The following is a 24,147-nucleotide window of genomic DNA, read 5'->3' as shown; positions in this document are numbered from 1 at the left end:
ATGGCTTACGTGGAAAAGAGAGGTAAAGATTCATTTCGTTTAGTTGTTAATGCAGGATTCGATGAAAAAGGTAAACGAGTAAGACGAACAACAACTGTTCAATGCAAAACAAAAACCGAAGCTAAAAAAGAGTTAGCTAAGTTTGTAGCTGAAATTGAAGCTGGAGAATATATCGCTCCTAACAAAATGAAATTTGAAGCATTCGTTGAAGAATGGAAAGTGAAATACGCTAGAAAACAACTTGCTCCAGCCACCTACCAAAACTACATTCTTCATTTAAAAAATAGAATATTGCCGACTTTTGGGCATCAACAAATTGATCAAATCAAGCCTCTTCATATTATTTCTTTCTTGGACGCATTGAATGAAGTCGGCTCTAGAAGTGATGGAAAAGAAGGTTCTCTCTCATCCGGTACAATTCAATATATACATCGTATCCTTCGAAACATTTTTAAACGTGCAGTTGAATGGCAAGTTATTAAAACAAGCCCTGTTGAGAACGTTAAAAAGCCTAAAGTCGAGACAAAGAAATCTAATGTCTATAATGACGAACAAGTTAGAGTGCTGATGGAGCATTTAAGGAAAGAGGATATGAAGTGGAAAATGATTGTTACTCTAGCAATCACGACAGGAATGCGTCGTGGGGAAATCGTTGCTTTAGAATGGAATCATTTTGATCTAGAAAAAGGAAAATTATATGTACAGCAAACGCTAACATACACAAAGGAAGATGGACACATTTTTAAAACACCTAAAACAAAAAACTCCATTCGAACAATTTCATTATCATCAGGTGTCGTCGAGCAATTAAAGCGGTACAAACAAATCAAAAATAGAGAAAAGCTGCGCAATGGTGATCGCTGGCAAGGTGGTGAACGCTTTTTACTGTTTAGCACAGATGAGGGGAAGCCAATGCATCCATCAAGTGTTACTTCTTGGTGGAGCAAGAGACTCAAAAAATATGAACTACCTCATATTACATTTCATCAGCTACGACACACCTCTGCTGCACTGCTTATAAATCAAGGTGTCCATATGAAAGTCATCAGCGCCCGTTTAGGACATTCAAAGATCGGGACAACGATGGATATATATGGTCACGTCTTGGACAGTGCCGATGAAGTAGCAGCAACTCATTTTGATAATTTGTTTGACCAAAAAAAAACAAAATAGAACAAGCCTAAGCCTGTTTAATATGATTTAGTTTGATAGAATTTGCCACCAATCTGCCACCAATTCATCTGTATTACTCCAAAACAAATTTCCTGTTATACAAAAAAAGCCCTCTATACCAAGGACTTTTCTCGTTCTGTTATAATGACCCGTACTGGGTTCGAACCAGTGACCTCCACCCTGTCAAGGTGGCGCTCTCCCAGCTGAGCTAACGGATCATGTTGTTAATAGTGTAGCGACATTTATTAATATACATGATGTGTCATTAACTGTCAATACGTTTTCATTGTAAAACTGAAAGCTTTCACATGTTTTTTTGTACAATTCCCCTTTTAAGTCTTACAACATCTACATAGAAGTCGGGTAATAAAAGAGGGGGCTTGAAAATCTCTGCCAAATCCCCCCATTCCAAAACCACTTTCGTTACTTATGTTCCTTAACAACCTTCATTACTTCTCCTTCAAATTGCTTCGCTCTCACTACATCTTTTTGCACATCCTCTAAATAGTAAGGATACCCAAAAGTCATTTTCACTCTCGCCATAAAGTATGGTTTATTATGAAGACTCCAATAATGGCCAAGCCGTTCCCAATGAAGACAAGCCTGTTCTAATAAGGAAACTGCCAGCGATTTATGTTGCCGATCTCCATTGAAACTGTATCGCTTCAGCTCCAGCGCAGCATGGAATTTCAACTTATAATAACGACCTAGCTCTATCCAAGATTGTAAATCAATGAGCGTGCAGTGGCTATGTCCTGCTTTCTCCTCATTAAGACTTCGGTTCAATTGATGAGTAATCAACTCTACTTGTTTAGTAGATTCATGTAAAATATCAATAATATCTAAAGGAGTTTCTTGGAACTGAACCAACTCCTTTGTTAACGTTCCTTCTTGCTCAGCTCTAGTAAATTCATCGATTCCCATTACACCAACACCTGGCATTGGCTTTCCATTAACAAAATCAAGAATTGTCTTGAAACCTGTTACTTGTGACAAACAACTTTCCGGATGCCATTGAAAGTCATAATCTAACCAATACAACCGATTCACAGCAGGGATGATTTTAGAAGCTTGACGTAATCCTTCTAGAAATGACGCAGCATGCATTTTGCCATAATAATCTTTAAGTAAATGTTCCCATACATCGTCATAAACGTCTGGATTATAAGAAAGTCTTCCCCATAGTTGGAATTGGAACAAATGTCTTTCAAAATCATACGTCCATGTTTTATGACCGTAGTCAATATGTTGAAAGTCTTTTCCCCATGTGTATCCGTCTGCTCCCCAATAAAACCCTTTTACATATGGCTTCTGCATTCCTTTTACGTATGCACGGACGTAATCAGGATCGCCCCAGCGCAGAGTAAAAACATCATCATTCCTAACTGTATAGAGGATTTGCGTTTTTTCAAGGTCGATCCCTTCCCAAGCATTCCAATACTCTTCAAATTTAGGGTTTGGATGTGAATAACAATGAGCATTCGAATATTTCCAACTAATGTAGAAGTCCTCGGGTTCAAATTGATCTTGAACAATTTCTTTTATTTCTTTCCCCGCACTTTGCATATTTGTCCGGTGAATGAAATCGACTTTTCGTCCAGATTGTTTGATAGCCTCGATATACGTTTCCGTAATCCATCTCTCTCTTTCATAGCCGTTTCCGTCCATCCATTCACTTGCGGATGTACCTAGCCCTTTGAGATCTGGATATGTTAATAATACTTGTAAAACCATTTCTCGGAAATAGTCTTTAATTGTTTCAGATTGACTCCGAAACCGATTTAACGTTGTGCCAACTCGGTGTATCAAGTAATCATACATATTTCCGAAGTCTCCGACAGCTTCTGGTAACCCTAACCCTTTTGCCACTTCCGGTGTTATTCTAATATTCCACGTAAATAAATAGACATCAATCCCTCTATTTTTTGCATGTTGAATTAACTCTTTAAAAAAATGAATATTGCGTTCGATCTCAATTTTTGAAAAAGGCTTTGTTTCCTCGTACTTTGGTGATGTAACCAACAGGTGAAAGGGGTGTTCCGACCAGAGACTTAAACAGTTATAGCGATTTGTAGCAAGCATATCAAGATACGCTCGCCAAAAATTGATATTCATGCAAGTATTCTCATTTAGCAGCAATGGATCCCCTTCATCAAAAGGAGCATAAGGCAAATTGTATTTTATACCTCGGATAGATAGAGCTGGTTTTTGATAAATCTCACTACCATCTTCTAGCATAGCATTTCTATTAATCCTTTCTGCCCATTCCAAACATCCGTACATGACACCGCGAGAATCAATGCCTTCAATAATGATAAGATTGCCTGTACAGAATATACCAAACGACTCAGCTTCATAATTTTGTCGTTGTTTCTTATCTGCCTTTCGTATAACGATTCCTTGAGAGGGAATCACAGCTTTTGTAAATGTTTCATACTGTTCAACGTATTCCGTTCCTTGCTTTTGCAAGCTTTTCTTTATCTGGTCTACTCCGAATAGAATCATACGATCACGATGATCATAAATAATCTTCATATAACCCTCCACAAAGTCTCTTTTATTTCACGGGCAATAAGAATTGCCATGTTCTCTCATTACATATTAGCGATGATTATTTCTATATTGGCTTAATGTCATGTCAACATACCGTTGGAATAAACGATTTAAATTTCGTTCAGAGTACCCAACAGCATCAGCAATTTCACTAACTTTTGAGTCTGTTTCAACACATAGACTTTTAGCCATCTCTACCTTCCTCATTAACACATAATCTCGAAAGTTCATGCCTACTTCCTTCTTAAAGAGTCGACTCAAATAAGACGGAGTGAAGTTCACCATTTCAGCGCACTGTGTTAGTGTAATGTCTTGTGAGATATTTTCATTAATAAATTGACAAATTTGCTTAACAGCTAAGCTTCCATTCGACATATCTGATTCATCACTTAATGATTGGTATAGAGGGAATAAATCGTTCATAAACCACTTGTTAATCTCATCTAACGTTTGGATCGCTTTTAGTTGTCCGAATAAATCCGGTTCAAAAATATCAATGATACTTTTTCCTTTTTTCTCCAGGGAAAAAATTATAGAAGAAAGCAAGAGATGAAAACATTGATATATACTGTTGTAGGATTCAAAGGATGATACTGCTTTAGAGAACTCATTCAATGTTTGTTCTGCTTCTTTCAGATCACCCACTTCTAGTGATTCCATAATTCTCGTTTCGAACTCCCTGGGATAAAAGAACATTCCTTTTTTCTTTGACGTTTCAAAGTCTTCAAGGAATAGTACCGTTTCCGGATCTTTATAGATGCGATATTGCAGAGCGAGCAACGCTTCTTGATACGACTTAGACAAATCACTCACATGGGAATATGTTCCTCCGACTCCAATTGAAATCGCCAATGATAACGACGTTTGAACAGAATCAAATAGGTTGCTAGAAAAACCTTGAAGTTGTTCTCTTATTTGACTACTAGGTATTTCTTCTTTAAATCGAAATACAATGGCGAGATTATCTTGTAAATAGTTCAATTCTATTTCATCAAAAGAAGGATCGTTTTGAATTAAATCTAAAATAATGTTCTTTATAGCAAAAAAGAACATTGGCTTATCCTCATCGTAAAAGCGCTTTGTATCACCAAAATCAGCAATATTAATGGTCATGACAACATATATACTTTGAATCGGAATATGATAACCTTCACATTTGCGATAAAAGTTGTCATTTAAAACATACTTTTCTTCTAATATTTGTTGGAAAAACCATTCTCTTACTGTCGGCTCCATTTGATCGACGAGCGTCCCTAATTTTTGCTTTTCCTGATTAAGGGTTTCCAAACAATCTTTTATAACCGATAACTCTCCTTCATTAGCTGAAGCTACCTCCTGCTTACTTAACGATTTGCTATAATTCATTAATTGTTTAATCGGGTTATATGCACGTTTAGTATTGTAAACTGAGAGTAAAATACCGATACTTAAAAAGACAAAAATTGAGGAAACGATCATCCAACGAAACCAGGTTAATTGCTCTGTAATAGCGTATTGTGGAATCATCGAAATATAAACACGACCAAAAGTCGACCTTCCATCATACGTATATAATAAACGATCTCCATTCTCGTTTTTCGAATAAAATATGCCGTGATTTGCCTCGCTTTTTATAATCGAATTTAAAGCGCTTACATTTTTTGACAAAGTATTTAAAGGTGATTCATTATCCTTAAAAAGAATCTCATTTTGATGGTCAAGAATGAAAGATGATTGATGCTTTTGGGTCGGAAAATAATCCTGAAATGGAGCTTTTTCCACCTGCATAACTAGTAACCCCTGTGGCTTTCCTGACTTTAAAATAGGCAGTTTTCGTACGTACGATATATTTCCTTCCGCACCAGCTATTGGTAAATTCAACCACCCAACATCTTGCTTGGCGTTCATAATCATTTCAATATCCTCTTTATATCGAAATGAATCAGTTGAAATATAACCATACTCATTTGATAATACAAAATCGTTCTTATAATTATAATAAAAGATTTCCTTAATGAAACTATTTTCAAGCGTTCGGACCTTTAGTTGCTCAAGAATCTCACGGTGACTAATTAACCTCTCTTGAAAAAAAGGAGTCGAAAAAGAATCTCGTATAAGGTGATTTGTTGCGAGCTGATGCGACTCTAGTTCTATCGTTTGTAAGATCCTCTCCACTCGCTCCTTAAATAAAACTAAAGAAGATTGAGTGTCGCTTTTAATTTGCTCTGTTAATGAATTAGTTGCTAAATAGTAGTAGAGTCCTCCGATTAATACGACTGGAATACATGCAGACATACATCCGATCCAGATTAAACGATAAAAGTACTTACTCTGACTTCGCTTCTCATGATTAAAAAATTTTGAAATGTTTTTTAGCCAGCTTGCCATTATTCACCACCGACTTCACTTTTACATTTTTTGTTCTGAATTTTCTATATTCTTTTTCTGTGTATTCTCTAGTCTTATATTGATTTCCTCCCTACGAACTTAATTCTTTCTATTAATTAAGTAAATGACATGGGCAATCCCCAAATCATTCTTTCGAATGTTTTGGGGATTTAATACACTTTTATACATTATTTCCAGAATGCTTCATATGCTTCTGCAAACTCTTGAAACGCTTGTTTCATTTCAGGCTTTTCTCGTACACTTTCAATATACGCTTCAAATTCATCCATCGTCATGTTCCCAACGATTGTTTCCACTACTCTACTTTCCCATTCATTTTGATACCTTGGCCATGTATCTACCCATGTAGGCGCTGTCAAGTACGCAAATGGGTTTACTTTCCCTACTTCACTATAATGTGCGGTATCTTCTAGTACTGTTTCGTTGTATTCTTTTGGTGCATTCTTATCATAAGACTTCCACCAGTCATTATAAGTTAATGGTAGGGGTTGTTGAACCGATGTTCCGATCTCAACATCACCAACCTCATTCATTACGCGCTCGCCACTCTCATCTAGCTCATAATGAATTCCTTCAATTCCAAAGAAAATCATTTCAAAAAATTCATCTGTATTCGTCATCTCAAAATAATCCAAAATACGTTTTACTTTTTCTTCTGAAAGTTGATTGGAAAGCATAAGCGCACCATAAACTCCAGATTCCAACTGGACTGCCGGGCCTTCTGGTCCTTCAAGCTCTACAATCACAACTTCAGCTTCAGGATCTGTCCTTTGGATTGATTCTTCAAACATCCAAGCACGCCAAATATTTCGGATGTATGATGCAGCTTGGCCAGATTCGAATAATTCTTGTGTTTGTGTTTGACTGATCGTCACAAATTCTTTCGGAAGCGCACCACGCTCATATAAATCTCTAAAATAATCAACTGTTTTTACAAAACCAGGATGCAAATTGTAATGAATCATTCCACCATCAGAATCATATGCAGGATCTAGTGCTCCGAAACCTGCAGCGAAGGCTGCGTGGATCCCTGTCCCTCCATATGAGTGGACATGACCAATCGTATCATTTTGACCAGTTCCATTTGGATCTTGCGTTACAATGGCTTCTAGTGCATCAGCAAATTCTTCTAACGTTGTTGGGATCGGTAACCCTAAATTATCTAACCAGTCTTTTCGTATTTTCAACCCTTGGTCAATTGCAGGTCGAAACCTAGGGACACCATATATTTCACCATCTCTATCGACAAAACGCCATGCGTTAGGTGCTGCATTGTCTCTGAGATTCGGGTAGTTGCTAAAATCCCCTAAATATTGTCCAATTTCAGTAAAAGCTCCGTTGTTAATTGCTCTAAGTAAATTTGGATCATTGACATTTGGCGCCCACATAACATCAGGTAGGGCTCCAGAAGATAATACGAGATCAAATTTAGTAGAAAAGTCTCCTGATGGTACCCATTCAATATCTAAAACGGTATTTGTTCTTTTTTGAAATTCAGTCCAAAAATGATTATTCATATCTGGTACTTCTTCAAATAAAGGAAGGATCATGCTGATTTCAAGAGGCTCCTCTTCTGATGCGCCTTCTTCGTTTACTGTTCCTTCATTTTCATTCGGAGTTTGACTAGGACTCCCGGTCTCCTCTGTATCACTACATGCAGCTAATAATCCACTAATCATAATAGCAAACAATAAATACAGCCATACCATTTTTCTTCTACTAATCGTTTTCGTTTTCATTGTCACCCTCCTAGTTCTTATTTAATGATTGAAACATATTAGTTAGCCTTTTGGCATCCCCCCTTTAAGAGTTTTCATTCTTATTAAAGTTATCAGCCATTTGTGGCTTCCCATTTCTGCGCTTTCTCACTTTTCTCCCATGCTTCTAAATTCATTAGCCCAAGCCCCATTCCAAACCCGGCTTCACTTGTATACGTATTAACCATATACGCTAACCATCTGCCATCTGGGCTGACATTTGAGTTGCTTGCTCTCCAAGGAACATGATGAATCATCTCTGTCATCCTAACTCTTCTCCCTGTTCCATCTAACTTTAACTTCCATAGATCAATCGGCGGATATGAATTTTCATGATCACATGAAGATTCCAAACAAATATGCTCTCCATCAGGAAAGATCCCTTCTGGCTCATTATGAGTGAGTGGCTCATCAATGTACGTACGCACCTCACCAGTTTCAATATTGACTCCTTTGACCACACAGTTCCAATTATTAGGTGTTCGAAATGGACTTCCTACATATTCAGCCATGATGACTTCTGTATCATTATGACGAAAATCTTGTGGCTCAGGTGCTCTCCCGCGCTTATTTTCATAGATTAGCTTTTCTTTACCTAGCTCTGGTCCATGTTCTCCGTAAACAATTTCTGTTACAAAACATTTAAAATCTTGACGGCTACCAATACTCGGATCATTTCCACCATGGACTGAATACGTAATTAGATTGGTCGTAGTCGATACACCACACCCTTCAGAGATTCTTCGCCCTAAAGGCTTCGGTGATGTCTTCGCATCTTTATCCATAATCCACAATTCTGACTCTATATGACGACTCACATTACGGTCTTTAAACTCCTTTGGCCCAATTAAAATATAATCGCCGTTAGGTAGATAGAGAACACGTAAAAAGGAATGATATTCCCCTAAGTTTTTCGTGAGATTTGTAACCTTTCTTGTTGCAATATCAATTTCGCAAGCATCTCCATAATTGTTATCTATAAAAGCTATCCGCTTCCCATCAGGTGACCAATAGGGGCGCTCCCCATAATCTAGCAATTTCTGATGATATTCAGGTGGATCGTCTAATACATGAGGTCCTTCAAATGGTTTATTATCAACCTTGTGAATAGTCATTAATCAACTTCCTTTCATTTTTTATTTAGAAAGCAATCATTAATCCATTCTATTTAACCTTTTACAGACCCTAACATCACTCCTTTCGCAAAATATTTTTGTAGAAACGGATAAATAACTAAGATTGGCAGAATCGCAAGAACAATGGAAGCCATTCGAATGGTCTCTTGTGGAAGAGTCGCTTGATCTCCCGTTGCTCCAGCCTGCCCTACAGCATTTGATCCCGAGTCAATAACAAGCGTTTTGATTAACACTTGTAGCGTCCACATTGAAGAATCTGTTAAATAAATTAAAGCATTGAAGTACGTGTTCCAGTGAGCAACTGCAAAGAACAGTGTAAAGGTTGCAATGGCCGGCATTGATAATGGGATAATAATTCGAATAAATACCCCAATATCACTACAGCCATCTATTCTCGCAGACTCTTCTAATTCCGGTGGAAGTGAGTCCATGAAACTCTTTACGACGATCAAGCTCCAAGCATTGGTCAAACTTACTAAGATTAGTGCCCAGTGTGAATTGATTAACCCAAGCCCTTGAACAAGTAAATAATTTGGTACAATTCCGGCATTAAAAACGAGTGTAAACACAACGGCATATAAAATAAATGTGCGACCAGGCAATGACTTCTTCGTTAATGCATAAGCCATCGTAAACGTCACGAAAATATTGAAGATTGTACCTACTACCGTAATGTAAACTGTATTTTTCAATGCACTTAAAAAGCTATTTGTAGACAATAAATACATGTACGATGCAAGTGACCATTTTTCAGGTAAAATATTGAACTGAAATGGCACATACACTTCTGGGTCTGTCAGCGAAACGCTAACTACATATAGGAAAGGGGCTAAACACAATAGCGATACCAGTACTGTAGTTGAATAGATCAAATAGTCTCCTACAGTGAAACGCTTGTTTGACACAAAACTCATGCAGACAACCTCCTTTTTCATTAATTAAACCTTAATTTCACAACTTTCTCGTTTAACAATCTCAATTCGGTAAGCCTTTCATTCTATAAAGTTACATGATCCCTTCGTTCCCAAATCGTTTACTGAGCCAGTTAGCACCTAATATCATGATCAGACCAACCACCCCTTTAAACATCCCAACAGCTACACCGATACTCGTATCTCCTCTTAAAATCCCTTGCATGAAGGCATACGTATCAAATACATCCCCAACATTCATGACCAAAGGATTCAACATTAATAGAATTTGTTCAAATCCAACATCCATCATGTTCCCCATCCGTAGAATGAGTAAGATGACGATGACATTTCGGATAGCAGGTATAGTAATATGCCAAATCTGTCTCCACCGATTCGCACCATCCATAACTGCAGCCTCATACAGACTTGGATTAACACCTGCAATTGCTGCTAAAAAGATAATCGTTCCCCAACCTGCATCCTTCCAAATGCTCTGAACTGTAACGATAATCCAAAACAACTTATCATTTGATAAGAATGAGACAGTACTTCCAGTTAAACTATTGATTATCTTATTGATCGCACCTACATCAGTCGAAAGCATAAAGAAAGTTAAGCCAGCTACAACAACCCAAGATAAGAAGTGAGGTAAATAAACGATCGATTGATTTACTCGTTTAAATACATCGTGACGAATTTCGTTTAACATCAAAGCTAGAATGATCGGAATTGGAAAATATAGAATCAAGTTCATAAAGTTAATAACTAATGTGTTTCGTAGTAACGTATAGAAATACTCATACGTAAACAAATCTATAAAATGGGCAAACCCGACCCATTCACTTCCCATGATTCCAGCAAACGGATTATAATCTTGAAAGGCAATGATTAACCCCCACATAGGAGCGTATCTGAAGACGAGAAAATACAAGATACCAGGGAGCATCAATAAGTAGAAATATCGGTGTAAAACAATTTGTGTCCATAACCTTTTCATTTTTGTTTTTCTATCTATAATTGGGACTTGTTTTTTTGATCGAACCTCCGTTTTTAGCATGATGAACCTCCTAACTCTTAAGTTCTGTGATCTTATAATTAGCTTTTCTTAACCACTCTTCACTAATTTCAATTCCCCAACCATTGCCACTAGGGATATCAACCATCCCGTCTACTACATTTAGAACGGGGTGGAATAAATCTTTGGTCCAAGGTGTATCCTCAATACTTAACTCTACGTATGGCCCCGCATTTTCAATTGCTCCTAGAAGGTGGAGTGTGAAAACGGTTACCATTGACAAATTTGCCGCGTGAGGAGTACATGGTAACCCGGCTTCCTTTGCCATCTTAGCCACTTTCAACGTTCTAGATATTCCACCCAGATAACAAACATCTGGCTGAACAATATCAACCGCCCTCATATTAATCATTCGTTTCCATTGAGATAAACAGTTATCTTGTTCTCCGCCTGCTACAGGAATGTTTAACGCTTTCGTCACCTCTGCCGTCCATTCAATTTCAGGATAAGGACAAGGTTCTTCAAAATGTCCAACATGATAAGTCTCAAGCATTCTCCCTACTTCAATTGCTTTCTCTGGTGTGTAACCACTATTTGCATCAACTAATAAGGTTGCATCATCTCCTATCGCACGGCGAACAGCTGGAACTATCTCTTCAGTTCTCCCTGGCCATACATCAACGTTTTTACCGAAATTGTTAGCAATTCGAATTTTAAACGCATCAAAGCCTTGGCTATCCATTAATCTTTTTAAGCGATCGGCTTCATCTTGTGGAGAAATATCTCTTCTCATACTCGAACCGTAAGCCTTAATGGGCTTAGGCTTACCTCCTAATAGTTCACATACGCTTTTTCCTTCGATCTTCCCTTTCAAATCCCACAACGCCGTATCAATTCCACCAACCGCTCTACATATATAGGAGCCTGGAAACTTATGCTCTGCTTCTATACTTCGATCAACGATACCCTCTATGTCCATTGGGTCCTCTCCAAGAACATGTGGAGCGATTTGTTGATGTAAGATCTCGGCTGTAAGATTCGCGTGATAAGGAGCCACCTGACCGAATCCTTCTTCTTTAGAATCAGTTCGTATCCGAACCAAGCAAACTTCCTTTGTCGAGAACGTTTCAATGCTCTGTATCCTCATCTTAAGACCCCTTTCTTTTCTTTCAGCTACACCCTAAACTAATTCCGACACATTCTTTCTTTAAGGTAATAGAAGAATTCACGTTTCCATTTTCAAAGCATCGTTTTGAAAGCGCTTACCAACAACTTCATTTTTGCTTGTTCACAACCCGCATTCAACAGACAGCTTTTGTTTTTTTATTAAAAGTGGATCGTATATCAAAAGTTGTCTTGTTGTATAAACATCGCCAAATCCCTTGATAGCACACCGATCTTTCGTTTACTGACCAAGGAATTTTTTTCTAAAACAATCAGATGTCAATTGTTGTCTTGATTAAAATCTCTGTATAGACGAAGAAATTTTTCGCAATTATAGACCTGTTAAAAACTGTTTGTTCAAACGATCTAAGTCTACTATTTTTATTTAAATTCTCCCTTTTGCTATAATAACGAAATATAATTAGATAGGGGGGAATCCAAAAAGAAAAAACCAACCAGCAATTCGGTTGGCCTTTCATATCTTATCTACCTTCGTATAACACCTTTGACTAGTAACACGCTTACATTCCCGGTACCATTTCCCACTCATGAATTTCATAATCACGTGCACCTTCAATAATATAGGGATCTTTTCTCACCCAATCTTCCACCTCTTTTTCAGACCTCGCTAAATAAATTACCAAACCTCCTGCTCCATCCACAAAGCGACCGTTCGCATACAATACTCCTTCATTTCGTCTATCATCTAAAAACTGAAGATGGCTTGCACGGTATGTCTGACTCTTCACTGCATCCTTCATCGGTAAAAAGACCGCAAACGTTTTTAAAGGCTCATCATTTCTATTTTGTTCGTCTTGTTTCGTTTGAAATTTCAACATTGCTGACATGTCACTGCTCCCTAACTCATGACAGCAAGCCCGTTGCACTAGGTTTCGGACACGACTACCTATAGGCAGCTGAACCATACTTTCCTCAGCCAATTCAGCAACTAAGTTTAAATCTTTGCTTAAAAGTTGTAAAGCAAAGCCTGGCTCATAGTCATTTTTAGATATAAAATCATTATAATGACGTTCTAACACACGGCTTTGAGAGAGACTTGCGCTAAGAATTTTCACTAACTGATCTAGGTCTAGACCATTTTGCTCAGCCAAAGCAAGAGCTTCACTTACCGCTTGTGTATGGGTGCCAACCATCAACTGATTAATTAATTTCACCAACGATCCACTTCCGCTTTCCCCAACATAATCAACGTACTTGCCCATTGATTCCAATACAGGCTTTACCGTTTCGAATGTTTTAACATTCCCTCCAACCATGATACTTAAAGTCCCAGTCTGAGCCCCGGCAGTGCCACCACTAACAGGTGCATCGAAAAATTCAATATTGCGGGCCCTTGCTTCGTCAAATATTTCTCGATTTAATGCTGGATTAACCGTACTACAATCAGCTAGAATTAAACCCTTATGTCCATTTTGCAGCAGACCATCTTCATCAAGGTAAACTTCTTTAACATCAGCTGGCATCGGTAAGCATGTGAGGATAACATCCATTTCCTTTGCTAGCTCTATTAGTGAATATCCGATTTTCCCCCCATATTGTAATAACTCCTTTTCAGCTGATTTGCTACGATTTAAACCATATACATCGTATCCTGCTTTGATTAAATTGTAAGACATTGGCAAACCCATATTTCCTAAACCGATAAATCCTATTTTCACTTTGAAAACCTCCCTGTATCTTGGCAAAAAGACATGAAGGATACTCGCTTCACGCCTTTTTGATTATTCTTTTATTCGATTATCTGCTTTGACGAATTGAAAAATAAGGTTGATTACATAAGCTGTTATCAAATCCTGGATACATCTGTTTCTGATTATCCGCTGTCTCTATTTCAAAATAGTAAACTAACGGATATGGACTATCTGTGTATGACGATGGAATCTTTGTGACAACTCTTTCTCCTTGCCGCTCCATTGTTAAAGATTGATAGCTTTGAGCTTGGTTTACTTGGCGATACTTTAATTTTACATTCACCTCAGGTGAGGCATTTGGCAATTCTAAAGCAATCTTAATGTCATCTCCTCTTTGAAATTCTGTTGGAGGTGTGTGTTCACACGATGATACATTATCCACTTGAATCTGGAATAACCATTTTTTTGCTCGCTCGACTTCTTCCAATGAAACTTCTTTTTTTGCAAGGTCCATTTGCTTTTCCATATTGGCAATATCATCTTCAATTGCCTGCACTCTGTCAGCCCAATGACCTCGCATGAAAGGAACATAGCCAAATGTGATATCATCTGTATACACATCTTTCGTAACGTCTACTACCTGTTCCCAGGCTATTTTCGCTGCACGATAATAGGTTAAAGCTTGGTTAAGCAATTCAGGGTCTCCTACTTTTTCAAAAAAGGCAAAAGCCGTTCCTGCTCTGAATTTGTTCGCAAAAAATAGACCTAAGCCACTTTGCACTTTTACATCAATAGCCAATCTACGGAATGACGGCTCTTGATGTTTTCCGATCGCCTTTGTGGCATCACTTAAATGTTGTGTAGCAAGTGAAGCAAATTCTTCTAGAAGATTAGCAGTTTCTATAGGTGAAATTTTGCTACTAATTTGATCCTTTATCATATCTTCTGTAAATTCATCGACTCGATAAAACAATCCAGGATCTAGTGGACTGACATGATTAAAGGTAGCCGGTTCTCGTCCATCACAATGATAAGCTGGCTTTTCCTCTTGATCAACAATCATAATGTTGCTATAGATTTCTGGCCAATAGTTATTGTTTGCGACTGAGGGAGAATGAGCAACCGTAAACAATGGTAAAATTTTACTCGCATACTTTAAAGAACTCTCACATGAATCCGCAGCTGTTTGAAATTCATTTCGTAGATAGCGACGCCACGTTTCCGGGTTTGCATCAGGGTTATATAATAAACGCCCCCATAAACGATAGCTGTACAAATATTTACGCCAATCCTGGAGACCCAACCGTAAAGATGGATCAACATAAGGATCTCTTCCCGTTGTTGTTTCACTCGTTTTTCGGGACTTAAATGAAAGAGGTTCCATCAATTCCACCCCTGTTGAACCACAGAAACTTCCTGCTCGACCGTATTCAGCGGCCATTTCTGGATCCCCCCATAGAAGCACTCTTTGCGTCCCTGGCCAAATTCGGAAGAAAATATCATAATTACGATCCTCTTTGAAGAAGTCTGCATATCCATAGCGAGTAAACCTTCTAGAAGTTGTTGTAATAATCATTTTACCTGCTTCAGGGTTTGGTTCTATCGGTAATTCAGTTTCACGAATTTCCGCTTGATGATAAGGAAGACCCATATGCTCAGCCCAAAACTTTGGTGAAATCGTAAAAGGAATTCCATTATCTTCAGCTACCTGTAAAAGCTCATCATCAATGCCTTTCGGATGAAGATCAAGATTGACCGGTCGCCCGCTTAATGCCGGTCCTTCTAATACAACTTTCCAAAATAGATGTGCTGGCTCTGGTATTCCACTTTCATAGTGAACCCTTATCGTAAGTCCATCGATTTCCGGACATTCCGTGAGTAATGTTTTCAAAGCATCACGACAGTATGGTGCATGATTTTCCTCATTAAGACCACTTATTTTATAGCGAATATCGGGGCTATCCTCTGGTTCATAAGCTTGTGTCCAAATACCAACTTGAAACTCTAAGCCTCTACGCTTCGTTTCTTGACCTATAAAACGCAGTGTTTCAAGATTCTTATTTCTCTCATCTTCTGACAAGTCAGATACATTAACCTTGTAACCAGGAACAGATACAAGGAATGGATATGCAAAACAAAAGTAAAAATCTTTAATATCTGGATCATGTCCAAGGTCGTATCCCATACCTAAAGCCAGACTAAAGCGGTTAAATCGTTGATTTGCCAATTCTGATAAGTATTCACGCCAAAAATCTTTATCATAGAACCAGGATTTATCAAGCTTTTCATTAACAAATAGGCGTTTCACGCTACGTATTGGATTAGCTGGTTGTTCCTTTATTCGCGTTAAGTTAAGTAGCTCTTGCAACGGATCTGTTGCGTTTTGTACAATATCGGATAACTCAAGAATTGCATAGACTAACCCGCGGACATCAGCTCCAATGACAAAGAGTGTTGGCTGATCCTTTACTGTTACTCGTTCAATTACAAAAGACTCAGGTGCTATTGGTTGATCTTCTTTTGATAGAAAATCTGTGGAAGGATCTGATTGTGTGTCTTCTATAATGATTGTTAATCCGATTCCTTTCTTATTGTTGATTTCGTCTGAAACATTTACAGTGAACCATTTCTTCTCAAGGATGTCTTTGAAGTAATCTACAGCCCAACTTACTTGTTCCTTCGAGGTACTCTTGTCATTTCCTTTTTGTACAAGAGTTATTATCTTGCCAATGTTTTTTTCCAAAAAGAACTCCTCCTTATAACATTCTTTGTTTTTACGCCACTTTTTTGTAAACGTTTACTTACAACTATATTTTTGATTACAATTTGCCCGCATTCAACAGACAGCTTTTGTTTTTCAAGTTAAAAACCTATCAATATCAAAACTTGTCTTAAGTTATAAACCTTAAAAATCCTAATACCATACCTTATTCAATCGTTAAATCACAAAAAAATGTCCATTTAATATTTTTGCAGGACAATTGCTGTCCTTTTCTATCTAATCCGAACACTCAGCCTGTCTCACATTGGTTGCTCATGCACATTTTTTTGATTGATCCATCTCCTCCTCTTCTTTTCTTGTTAGTTCGCAAATATAACCATAAGGCATATCAACTATTCGAAATATGTATTTTCGTTATGAGGTTCTTTATCGCTATAATAAAAGGTATAAGAATAATAACTACCTTAAGCAAACATAATTTTTATTTTGCTTTAACCAATTAAGGAGGGAATTCCAATGACAAAGTACAAAAAAGTAGGGAATCTTCAAATCGATCCAAATTTTTATGAATTCATTCTTTCTGAAGCACTTCCAGATAGCGGACTTACGACCGAACAATTCTGGGCTGACTTTGACAAATTAGTACATGACTTACTTCCTGAAAATCAGGCGCTACTGTCAAAGCGTCAAGAATTACAACAGAAAATAAGTAACTGGCATCAAGCAAACAACAAAAAATTCAACTTTGACAACTATAAATCATTCTTAAAAGAGATTGGCTATCTTGAACCAGAAGTAGAAGAGTTTGAGATCACCACTCAAGGAGTTGACAAAGAAATTACATCTCAAGCAGGGCCGCAATTAGTCGTACCAGTAAACAATGCTCGTTATGCCATTAATGCTGCAAATGCTCGTTGGGGCAGTTTATATGATGCTCTTTATGGAACGGATGCGATCAGTGAGAAAGACGGAGCTGAGCGGAGAGCAACATATAACGAGACGCGAGGAAAGAAAGTTATTTCTTATGCAAAAGCTTTTCTCGATCAAACAATCCCCCTTGAAAAGGGCTCTCATAAAGATGTCGAAAATTATACAATAAGTGATAGTAAGTTAATAGTTTCCCTTTCTACAGGTGAAACTATTAGTATAGAAGACACTTCAAAGTTTGTCGGGTTTCAAGGGGCAGCTGACGTCCCTTCTTCAATCTTATTTAATAATAACGGCTTACATTTCGAAATTCAGATCGATCGTACACATCCAATTGGCCAAACAGATCCAGCAGGTGTAAAAGACATTTTAATGGAAGCCGCACTTACAACGATCATGGATTGTGAAGATTCTGTTGCTGCTGTAGATGCTAACGATAAAATTGAAGTGTATCGAAACTGGTTAGGATTAATGAAAGGTGACTTAACAACTACTTTCACAAAAGGTACGAAGTCTATTACACGAAAGCTGAATGAAGATCGTGAATACACATCACCTACTGGTGAAGAATTTAAACTAAATGGGCGCTCCCTTATATTTGTTCGAAATGTAGGGCATTTGATGACGACCTGTGCTGTACTTGACCAAACTGGAGAAGAAATTCCTGAGGGCATTTTAGATTGTGTCGTGACTAGCTTACTAGCTAAGCAAGAATTACTAGGTCGTGGAAATTTCAAAAATTCAGAAGAAGGATCCGTCTATATTGTTAAACCTAAAATGCATGGTTCTGAAGAAGTAGCCTTTGCAAATCTACTCTTTACTCGCGTTGAGGACATGTTAGGCTTAGATCGAAATACTCTTAAAATTGGTGTGATGGATGAGGAACGACGGACTAGCTTGAACTTAAGGGCGTGTATCAGGCAAGTAAAAGATAGAGTAGTCTTTATTAATACAGGCTTCTTGGATCGAACTGGTGATGAAATGCATACGTCAATGGAAGCTGGCCCTATGATTCGTAAACATGAAATGAAGCTGTCAACATGGCTAAACGCCTATGAAACATCTAACGTAAACGTAGGTTTGGCTACCGGTTTCAAAGGGCGCGCTCAAATTGGCAAGGGCATGTGGGCTATGCCAGATTTAATGGCTGATATGTTACAGCAAAAGAGCGGTCAACTAAAGGCAGGTGCAAACACGGCATGGGTTCCGTCCCCGACAGCAGCTGTGTTGCATGCACTCCATTATCATGAAACTGACGTACCGACTGTTCAAGACCAATTAATCAAACGCTCTAACGATTTAACTGATTCTATTTTGCAAATTCCAATTGCCAAAAATTCGGACTGGAACCGAGAAGATATTCAACAAGAACTAGATAACAACGCTCAAGGAATTCTTGGCTATGTTGTTCGCTGGATCAACCAAGGAATCGGTTGTTCAAAAGTACCTGATATAAACAATATAGCATTAATGGAAGATCGTGCTACTCTTCGTATTTCCAGTCAACATATGACCAATTGGCTACACCATGGTATTTGTACGAAGGAGCAAGTGCTTGAAACTTTAAAACGGATGGCAAAAATTGTCGATCGGCAAAATGCTGGAGACCTTAACTATCGCCCGATGGCAACTGACTATGAGCATTCAGTTGCATTCCAAGCGGCCTTGGATTTAGTCTTTAAAGGCAAAGAGCAGCCAAGTGGTTACACAGAGCCTATTTTACACCGACGTCGTAAAGAAGCAAAAGCGATGTTTCAAGCTCAAACTAACTAAAGTTCTATTGAACTAAAAAGCAATCCGCCTCTTTCATGAATCTTTTGTGAGGGGGATTGGTATTCTACGTAATAGAGTTGTACGTTAAAATGATGTTGTATAAGAGTGTGAGGAAAGAGAATTGAATAGAGGATAGTTACTTTAATTTATAGAGGTAAAATGGCGCGCCTAGTAGGACTCGAACCTACAACGCAAGAACCGGAATCTTGAATGATATCCCTTTCACCATAGGCGCATTAATAACAAGCGACATATACTAATTTAACGTAAGAGAGAATAGAAGTCAAGCATCAATTCTCTCTTACTTTTGAATACTACTTTGCTTCAGTCGCAGGTGACCCTTCTTCAAGCATTTGGTTAAAGCGTTCGCTAATGTCTTCTTCTGTATAGCCAGCTTCCCCTAAACGTGATGCAAGGTTTTTCGCCCATAGTTGAAGACGTTGTGCCATTTTTGCATATTTCTTGGATTCAGATCCCTTTGCAGAATTAGCGCGTCCTTCTGCATTAGACATAACATTCTCAACAATGAATAGGCTTTTCCAAACCATTTCTTCATCTAAAGACTCATGAACGTCACTTAATTCAGCGAGAACTTTGCGATAGTAATCGCTAAATTCTTTGAACGTAATTTCCTCTTCCATATTTAAATACACTTGAATTTGATCATACAAAGCTTGCATTTGTTGCACACTCTCCTTATTTAACTTATAGTTCATTATACCATACATACCCTTCACGTGAAGTCTGTCAATAATTGTTTCTAAACTTCCTTCCGACATAAAAAAGGAAAAAGCTCAAAGGTCTTTACCTTCAAGCTTTTCCCAAGGTGCTAATAATCTATTCCTTACAGTAATCATCAAATGCTTTCTCGAGTTTTTGAACAACCTGAATCGGCTCATGTCCTTCTATTTCAAAGCGTTCTACCATTGTTTTGATTTCACCATCTTTTAAAAGAGCAAATGATGGTGAAGAAGGAGCATAACCAGTGAAATACTCTCTTGCTCTTGATGTAGCTTCTTTATCTTGACCAGCAAAAACAGTTACAAAGCGATCTGGTTTTGTTTCGTAATTTTTCATATACGCTGCTGCTGGACGAGCAATTCCTCCTGCACATCCGCATACAGAGTTGATCATTACAAGTGTCGTTCCTTCTTTTTTCAATACTTCATCGACTTCTTCAGAAGTTTGTAATTGTTCATAACCTGCTTCAACCATTTCTTGTCTTGCAATGTTCACAACGTCATTCATATAAAAATTAAATTGCATTATCTCTCCACCTCTCAAGCATTCTTCTATTTATTGTACCCTGTTTCCTTAAGAAATCCAATTAATATGTTCCTTCATATTCAAACAGCAGACGCATTTCTTTTTTATATAACCACTAATTTCATCAAGAAGGCTTGTATAAAAAAGTATAGACTGACTCCTAGATTCTAAGTCCTTCTAGCTTACTTTAGAAGGGCCCGAATTATTGAAGTCAGTTGTTTCTCTTCGTTTATTATACTTAAAATGTTTTCTTTGTGTCTCTGTCTTCCTTTAACATCTCTACCGCTTCTCTAAATCGTTGAGAGTGTACAACCTCGCGTTCACGTAGGAATTTCAAACCATCATTTAAATCAGGATCATCGGACATATTAATTATCCATTGATACGTTGCTCTTGCTTTTTCTTCTGCAGCAATGTCTTCATATAGATCAGCAATTGGGTCGCTTTTCGCTTGAATATAAGAAGCCGTCCATGGCACACCGCTTGCATTCTGATAAAACAATGCTTCCCCATGATTTACATAGTGATCCCCAAGGCCAGCCTCCTTCAATTGGTCAGGTGTCGCATCTTTTGTTAATTTATAGATCATCGTTGCAATCATTTCAAGGTGAGCGAACTCTTCCGTTCCGATATCTGTTAGCAAACCAATTACTTTATCCGGTATCGTATAGCGTTGATTTAAATAGCGCAGTGCAGCTGCAAGTTCTCCATCTGCTCCACCGTATTGTTCTATTAAGTATTTTGCCAAAGTCGGATTACATGTACTAACCTTCACTGGATATTGTAGTTTTTTTTCATAAATCCACATTTATGTTCCCTCCACTCTTTTACAATTGCCAAGGCCAAGGTGACTCATTCCAATTCCACGGATATCCACTATAACTGTTTCCATACTGCTGCAACGGTCCATAATACTGTTCAACTTGTTGCCTTAATTGGTGGCTATAGTGAGCTGTTTCATTAAATTGCTGAATCGCATTCGTGTCATTTGGATGTGTATCTAAATAAAGTGTTAACTCAACCAATACAAAATCAACTGCCTGCAGTTGTTCCATCAACGGATAAAACTCTTTCGGAAGTTGCTTCTGACTCATGACCATCACTCCCTTACAGATTTATATGGGTTTTCATATGGCGAATATAGAGCAGGCCATAACGTCCCACAGTATAACGCTTCCTGCGGTTTAAATTGCTGCAGTCCATAAGGTTGGTACCCGAGATAGAGATTCGGTGGAGTCTCATAGGACTTAACTTTAATAGGGGGACAGGGGTCAAATGGACTTGCGTATGGGTAAAAATATTTCCTTTGAGTATGTTCGTTCATTTTACGCACCTCCATGTCATAGTAATTATTCTTTTAACTATATGCTGCATAATGCTTATTCAGAAGCACATAAAAAAGGAAGGATCAAAAGGTGACAATCTCCCTTTTGATCCTTCCTAAGTATTGATGGTGTTTAGAAAAGCCTCCCGTGAAAGAGATATAATCTCCTTCACGAAAGGCAAACTGTGAGCTATTTATGTGAGCCCTCTTTCTTACTGTAAAGCCGTCCCTAAAGCTTCAATATTCTTTCTCATTAGACTAAAGTAATCTTCGCCATTGTCCACATCTTCTGCAACAAGTGCTTCAAGGTTATGAAGGTATAGCGCTTCTGCACCTACTTCATCCTTTACAACATCTGCAACTTTTGTGGGGATGTTCTGTTCAAACATTACATATTCTAATCCATTTTCATTCGCGAGTTGAATGATGTCTTGTAATTGGCGTTGAGATGGCTCATTTGTGGGTGAAATACCACTAATCCCAATCTGGTGAATTCCGTATCTTTCTTCCCAATAGCCGTATCCTGCATGTGAGACAAAGAAAGTGTCTTTCGCAGCCGCATCCACCATCGCTTGGAACTCTGAATCGATTGCTTCTAATTCAGTTTTTACCTCTTCAAAATTAGATGTAAAGATTTCTTCTTGTTCTGGCAATAACTCGATTAATGTATTTTTAATGTTTTCTGCAAGAGTAATAGAATGAATAGGATCTAACCAGACATGCGGATCTTCATCATGACTGTGATCGTGTTCATGGTCTTCTTCATGGTCATGCTCTTTTTCGTTTCCGTGCTCTTCGTGCTCTTCTTCATGTCCATGCTCTTCGTGCTCATGGTCGTGTTCTTCTTCATGTCCATGTTCTTCGTGCTCTTCTTCATGTCCGTCACTATGATCATCACCGTAGTCAATGAAGTCGATTCCTTCTGACGCTTTTACAATCGCCACACCTTCGTCTTCAAGTGTTTCAATAAGCGCATCGACAAACCCTTCAAGGCCAGCCCCGTTATAAATAAATGCATCACCTTCTGCTACACTAATCATTTCGCGAGCAGTTGGTTCAAATGTATGAGCATCTGCACCAATGGGAACGAGATTTGTGACGTTCACAAAATCTCCACCAATCTTATTTGCAAAATCTTCAAGCGGAAAAATCGTTGTATATAATTCTAATACCTCAACTTCTTCAGCAGGGTCTTCCTTTCCTAGTTGCTGTTCTTCTGTTTGCCCTGCTCCACCACACGCTACTAGAAATGAGGAAACAATAAGGATAAGAGCAAACAAACTAGATATCTTTTTCATAACAATCCCCTTTCGTAACGATTACGTTTTATCACAATTATGAATTATATCGTAAGCTTTACGATTTGTAAACAAAAAAATAAAGATCCGTAGTAATAGGCCCATTGTAATAGATTTCCAACCTCAATAAACATACTAATTCACATAATGACAAAAATGATTGTCACTATGCGAATTCACATGCTTCCCTTCAAACTGCAACGAAGAAATTCTCATAATACTCATCTTTTAGACTTAACACTTTTCTCTAGGTTGTTTTATTCCTTCTCTGCGTTATCAGTACAAGACCTGCCTTCTTACTTTACTAGTCACAACACATTATTAGAACTAATAGCTTTGCAGATCTAGCTTGAGTTACTTTCCAATTAATTTTCTAAATTTAAACGTTTCTTATATACTTTGTTTAACACCGCATAATGTTCAAACATCTGTGGGATAAGTTGGGTTAATAGCTCTTCATCACGTTTTTCAACTGCTACATTAAAAGAGTCATGCAATTCACTATGACGATCGAGCCAAGCATTGTCAATTGCTTCACCATTTTCAAGTTCGCCTTTTTGTTTCGCTTCTTTTAATTTCTTCTGAAGTAAATCACGTTCAGATCTTATTTCTTTCCATTTTTCTATTTCAGTAGGTGCAAATTTCTCGGCTAGTAATTCGTAATAAAAGTCAAAATGCACTTTTAAATCTTTTGTTATTTCTTTCTCATGTTGGTAGCACTCTTGTTTGCCCTCTTCCCCCGACACTTCTGCTTGAACTGGCGCCAAAGACGTAACAACGATTGAGGCCACTAAGAGAACTTGTGTGAGAAGAAACAACTGGTGAAAACGTTTCATGAAATGGGTCACCCTTTCCTTTCTGTTAGTATTAGCGTAACCAACATGAACCAATTCATGTGAAATATTTAGAAAACCTAGCCTTCTAATTGCCATAAATTAACCGGTTTGAATTTATCACCAACTAACTCTCCTTACATTACAAGGTAAAACAAAAAGCTGTTGACGTCATTATGATATGCTCCCCTAAAGGTAGACAGATTAAAAAATAAAAATCTGTTTACCTTGGGGGAGCTTTTTCTATGCCTA

General features: G+C 37.9%; 18 protein-coding genes and 2 tRNA genes. 2 read left to right on the top strand and 18 right to left on the bottom strand.

Annotated features, from left to right (window positions below):
* A complete protein-coding gene (locus tag SLH51_RS20545; protein WP_335963397.1) occupies positions 1-1,173 on the top strand; it encodes a site-specific integrase in 1,173 nt (390 codons plus the stop codon).
* A gap of 145 nt (positions 1,174-1,318) precedes the next feature.
* Here SLH51_RS20545 and SLH51_RS20540 read toward each other — a convergent pair.
* The 10 genes from SLH51_RS20540 to SLH51_RS20495 all read right to left on the bottom strand — a co-directional run bounded on the left by SLH51_RS20540 (position 1,319) and on the right by SLH51_RS20495 (position 16,495).
* Positions 1,319-1,391, bottom strand: a tRNA-Val gene (locus SLH51_RS20540).
* A 205-nt stretch (positions 1,392-1,596) separates the two neighbouring features.
* The gene (locus SLH51_RS20535; RefSeq protein WP_335963396.1) at positions 1,597-3,708 is read right to left on the bottom strand and encodes a hypothetical protein; all 2,112 of its coding nucleotides are present in this window, start codon (positions 3,706-3,708) and stop codon (positions 1,597-1,599) included.
* 66 nt (positions 3,709-3,774) lie between these two features.
* Entirely contained in the window at positions 3,775-6,093 is a 2,319-nt protein-coding gene (locus tag SLH51_RS20530) for an AraC family transcriptional regulator (RefSeq protein WP_335963394.1), read from the bottom strand.
* A gap of 188 nt (positions 6,094-6,281) precedes the next feature.
* On the bottom strand, positions 6,282-7,853 hold the full coding sequence (locus tag SLH51_RS20525) for an extracellular solute-binding protein (protein WP_335963393.1): 1,572 nt from the start codon (positions 7,851-7,853) through the stop codon (positions 6,282-6,284).
* A 92-nt stretch (positions 7,854-7,945) separates the two neighbouring features.
* Complete coding sequence (locus tag SLH51_RS20520) at positions 7,946-8,986, bottom strand: TolB-like translocation protein (protein ID WP_335963392.1); 1,041 nt, start codon at positions 8,984-8,986, stop codon at positions 7,946-7,948.
* A 53-nt stretch (positions 8,987-9,039) separates the two neighbouring features.
* A complete protein-coding gene (locus SLH51_RS20515) occupies positions 9,040-9,921 on the bottom strand; it encodes a carbohydrate ABC transporter permease (RefSeq protein ID WP_335963391.1) in 882 nt (293 codons plus the stop codon).
* 91 nt (positions 9,922-10,012) lie between these two features.
* Positions 10,013-10,978, bottom strand: a complete 966-nt coding sequence (locus SLH51_RS20510; RefSeq protein ID WP_335963390.1) for an ABC transporter permease — start codon at positions 10,976-10,978, stop codon at positions 10,013-10,015.
* Positions 10,979-10,988: 10 nt separating this feature from the next.
* A complete protein-coding gene (locus SLH51_RS20505; protein WP_335963389.1) occupies positions 10,989-12,083 on the bottom strand; it encodes a mandelate racemase/muconate lactonizing enzyme family protein in 1,095 nt (364 codons plus the stop codon).
* A 538-nt stretch (positions 12,084-12,621) separates the two neighbouring features.
* Positions 12,622-13,779: an NAD(P)-binding domain-containing protein gene (locus tag SLH51_RS20500; protein ID WP_335963387.1), complete on the bottom strand. Its 1,158-nt coding sequence runs from the start codon at positions 13,777-13,779 to the stop codon at positions 12,622-12,624.
* A 79-nt stretch (positions 13,780-13,858) separates the two neighbouring features.
* On the bottom strand, positions 13,859-16,495 hold the full coding sequence (locus tag SLH51_RS20495; RefSeq protein WP_335963386.1) for a hypothetical protein: 2,637 nt from the start codon (positions 16,493-16,495) through the stop codon (positions 13,859-13,861).
* A gap of 495 nt (positions 16,496-16,990) precedes the next feature.
* Here SLH51_RS20495 and SLH51_RS20490 point away from each other — a divergent pair, with 495 nt between their 5' ends.
* On the top strand, positions 16,991-19,174 hold the full coding sequence (locus SLH51_RS20490; RefSeq protein ID WP_335963385.1) for a malate synthase G: 2,184 nt from the start codon (positions 16,991-16,993) through the stop codon (positions 19,172-19,174).
* Positions 19,175-19,334: 160 nt separating this feature from the next.
* On the opposite strand, the gene SLH51_RS20485 is transcribed toward SLH51_RS20490, so the two are convergent.
* The 8 genes from SLH51_RS20485 to SLH51_RS20450 all read right to left on the bottom strand — a co-directional run bounded on the left by SLH51_RS20485 (position 19,335) and on the right by SLH51_RS20450 (position 23,898).
* Positions 19,335-19,409, bottom strand: a tRNA-Arg gene (locus SLH51_RS20485).
* A gap of 79 nt (positions 19,410-19,488) precedes the next feature.
* The gene (locus SLH51_RS20480) at positions 19,489-19,854 is read right to left on the bottom strand and encodes a hypothetical protein (protein ID WP_335963384.1); all 366 of its coding nucleotides are present in this window, start codon (positions 19,852-19,854) and stop codon (positions 19,489-19,491) included.
* 157 nt (positions 19,855-20,011) lie between these two features.
* Positions 20,012-20,440: a BrxA/BrxB family bacilliredoxin gene (locus tag SLH51_RS20475; protein WP_335963383.1), complete on the bottom strand. Its 429-nt coding sequence runs from the start codon at positions 20,438-20,440 to the stop codon at positions 20,012-20,014.
* Between the two features lie 238 nt (positions 20,441-20,678).
* Positions 20,679-21,248, bottom strand: coding sequence for a manganese catalase family protein (locus SLH51_RS20470; protein ID WP_335963382.1), 570 nt, complete (start codon positions 21,246-21,248; stop codon positions 20,679-20,681).
* A gap of 19 nt (positions 21,249-21,267) precedes the next feature.
* Positions 21,268-21,534 carry a spore coat protein CotJB gene (locus SLH51_RS20465; protein ID WP_335963381.1) on the bottom strand — a complete coding sequence of 89 codons (267 nt, stop codon included), beginning with the start codon at positions 21,532-21,534 and terminating at the stop codon, positions 21,268-21,270.
* A 5-nt stretch (positions 21,535-21,539) separates the two neighbouring features.
* Positions 21,540-21,764, bottom strand: a complete 225-nt coding sequence (locus SLH51_RS20460; protein WP_335963380.1) for a spore coat associated protein CotJA — start codon at positions 21,762-21,764, stop codon at positions 21,540-21,542.
* Between the two features lie 212 nt (positions 21,765-21,976).
* The gene (locus tag SLH51_RS20455; RefSeq protein WP_335963379.1) at positions 21,977-23,062 is read right to left on the bottom strand and encodes a metal ABC transporter solute-binding protein, Zn/Mn family; all 1,086 of its coding nucleotides are present in this window, start codon (positions 23,060-23,062) and stop codon (positions 21,977-21,979) included.
* A gap of 365 nt (positions 23,063-23,427) precedes the next feature.
* Positions 23,428-23,898 (bottom strand): hypothetical protein, encoded by a 471-nt coding sequence (locus SLH51_RS20450; RefSeq protein ID WP_335963378.1) that lies wholly within the window; start codon positions 23,896-23,898, stop codon positions 23,428-23,430.
* Between the last annotated feature and the right edge of the window lie 249 nt (positions 23,899-24,147).

Origin of the sequence: Halalkalibacter kiskunsagensis, assembly GCF_037027555.1 — a bacterium.
In the GTDB taxonomy this organism is placed as follows: Bacteria; Bacillota; Bacilli; order Bacillales; family Bacillaceae_D; genus Halalkalibacter; species Halalkalibacter kiskunsagensis.
The sequence above is the reverse complement of the archived record's forward strand: the minus strand, read 5'-3'. Positions and strand labels throughout refer to the sequence as shown.

What these genes read in the sequence shown, in the direction of transcription:
- SLH51_RS20545 (WP_335963397.1), top strand. Translation starts at nt 1, where the DNA reads ATGGCTTACGTGGAAAAGAGAGGTAAAGATTCATTTCGTTTAGTTGTT.
- SLH51_RS20535 (WP_335963396.1), bottom strand. Translation starts at nt 3,708, where the DNA reads ATGAAGATTATTTATGATCATCGTGATCGTATGATTCTATTCGGAGTA.
- SLH51_RS20530 (WP_335963394.1), bottom strand. Translation starts at nt 6,093, where the DNA reads ATGGCAAGCTGGCTAAAAAACATTTCAAAATTTTTTAATCATGAGAAG.
- SLH51_RS20525 (WP_335963393.1), bottom strand. Translation starts at nt 7,853, where the DNA reads ATGAAAACGAAAACGATTAGTAGAAGAAAAATGGTATGGCTGTATTTA.
- SLH51_RS20520 (WP_335963392.1), bottom strand. Translation starts at nt 8,986, where the DNA reads ATGACTATTCACAAGGTTGATAATAAACCATTTGAAGGACCTCATGTA.
- SLH51_RS20515 (WP_335963391.1), bottom strand. Translation starts at nt 9,921, where the DNA reads ATGAGTTTTGTGTCAAACAAGCGTTTCACTGTAGGAGACTATTTGATC.
- SLH51_RS20510 (WP_335963390.1), bottom strand. Translation starts at nt 10,978, where the DNA reads ATGCTAAAAACGGAGGTTCGATCAAAAAAACAAGTCCCAATTATAGAT.
- SLH51_RS20505 (WP_335963389.1), bottom strand. Translation starts at nt 12,083, where the DNA reads ATGAGGATACAGAGCATTGAAACGTTCTCGACAAAGGAAGTTTGCTTG.
- SLH51_RS20490 (WP_335963385.1), top strand. Translation starts at nt 16,991, where the DNA reads ATGACAAAGTACAAAAAAGTAGGGAATCTTCAAATCGATCCAAATTTT.
- SLH51_RS20480 (WP_335963384.1), bottom strand. Translation starts at nt 19,854, where the DNA reads ATGCAAGCTTTGTATGATCAAATTCAAGTGTATTTAAATATGGAAGAG.
- SLH51_RS20475 (WP_335963383.1), bottom strand. Translation starts at nt 20,440, where the DNA reads ATGCAATTTAATTTTTATATGAATGACGTTGTGAACATTGCAAGACAA.
- SLH51_RS20470 (WP_335963382.1), bottom strand. Translation starts at nt 21,248, where the DNA reads ATGTGGATTTATGAAAAAAAACTACAATATCCAGTGAAGGTTAGTACA.
- SLH51_RS20465 (WP_335963381.1), bottom strand. Translation starts at nt 21,534, where the DNA reads ATGAGTCAGAAGCAACTTCCGAAAGAGTTTTATCCGTTGATGGAACAA.
- SLH51_RS20460 (WP_335963380.1), bottom strand. Translation starts at nt 21,764, where the DNA reads ATGAACGAACATACTCAAAGGAAATATTTTTACCCATACGCAAGTCCA.
- SLH51_RS20455 (WP_335963379.1), bottom strand. Translation starts at nt 23,062, where the DNA reads ATGAAAAAGATATCTAGTTTGTTTGCTCTTATCCTTATTGTTTCCTCA.
- SLH51_RS20450 (WP_335963378.1), bottom strand. Translation starts at nt 23,898, where the DNA reads ATGAAACGTTTTCACCAGTTGTTTCTTCTCACACAAGTTCTCTTAGTG.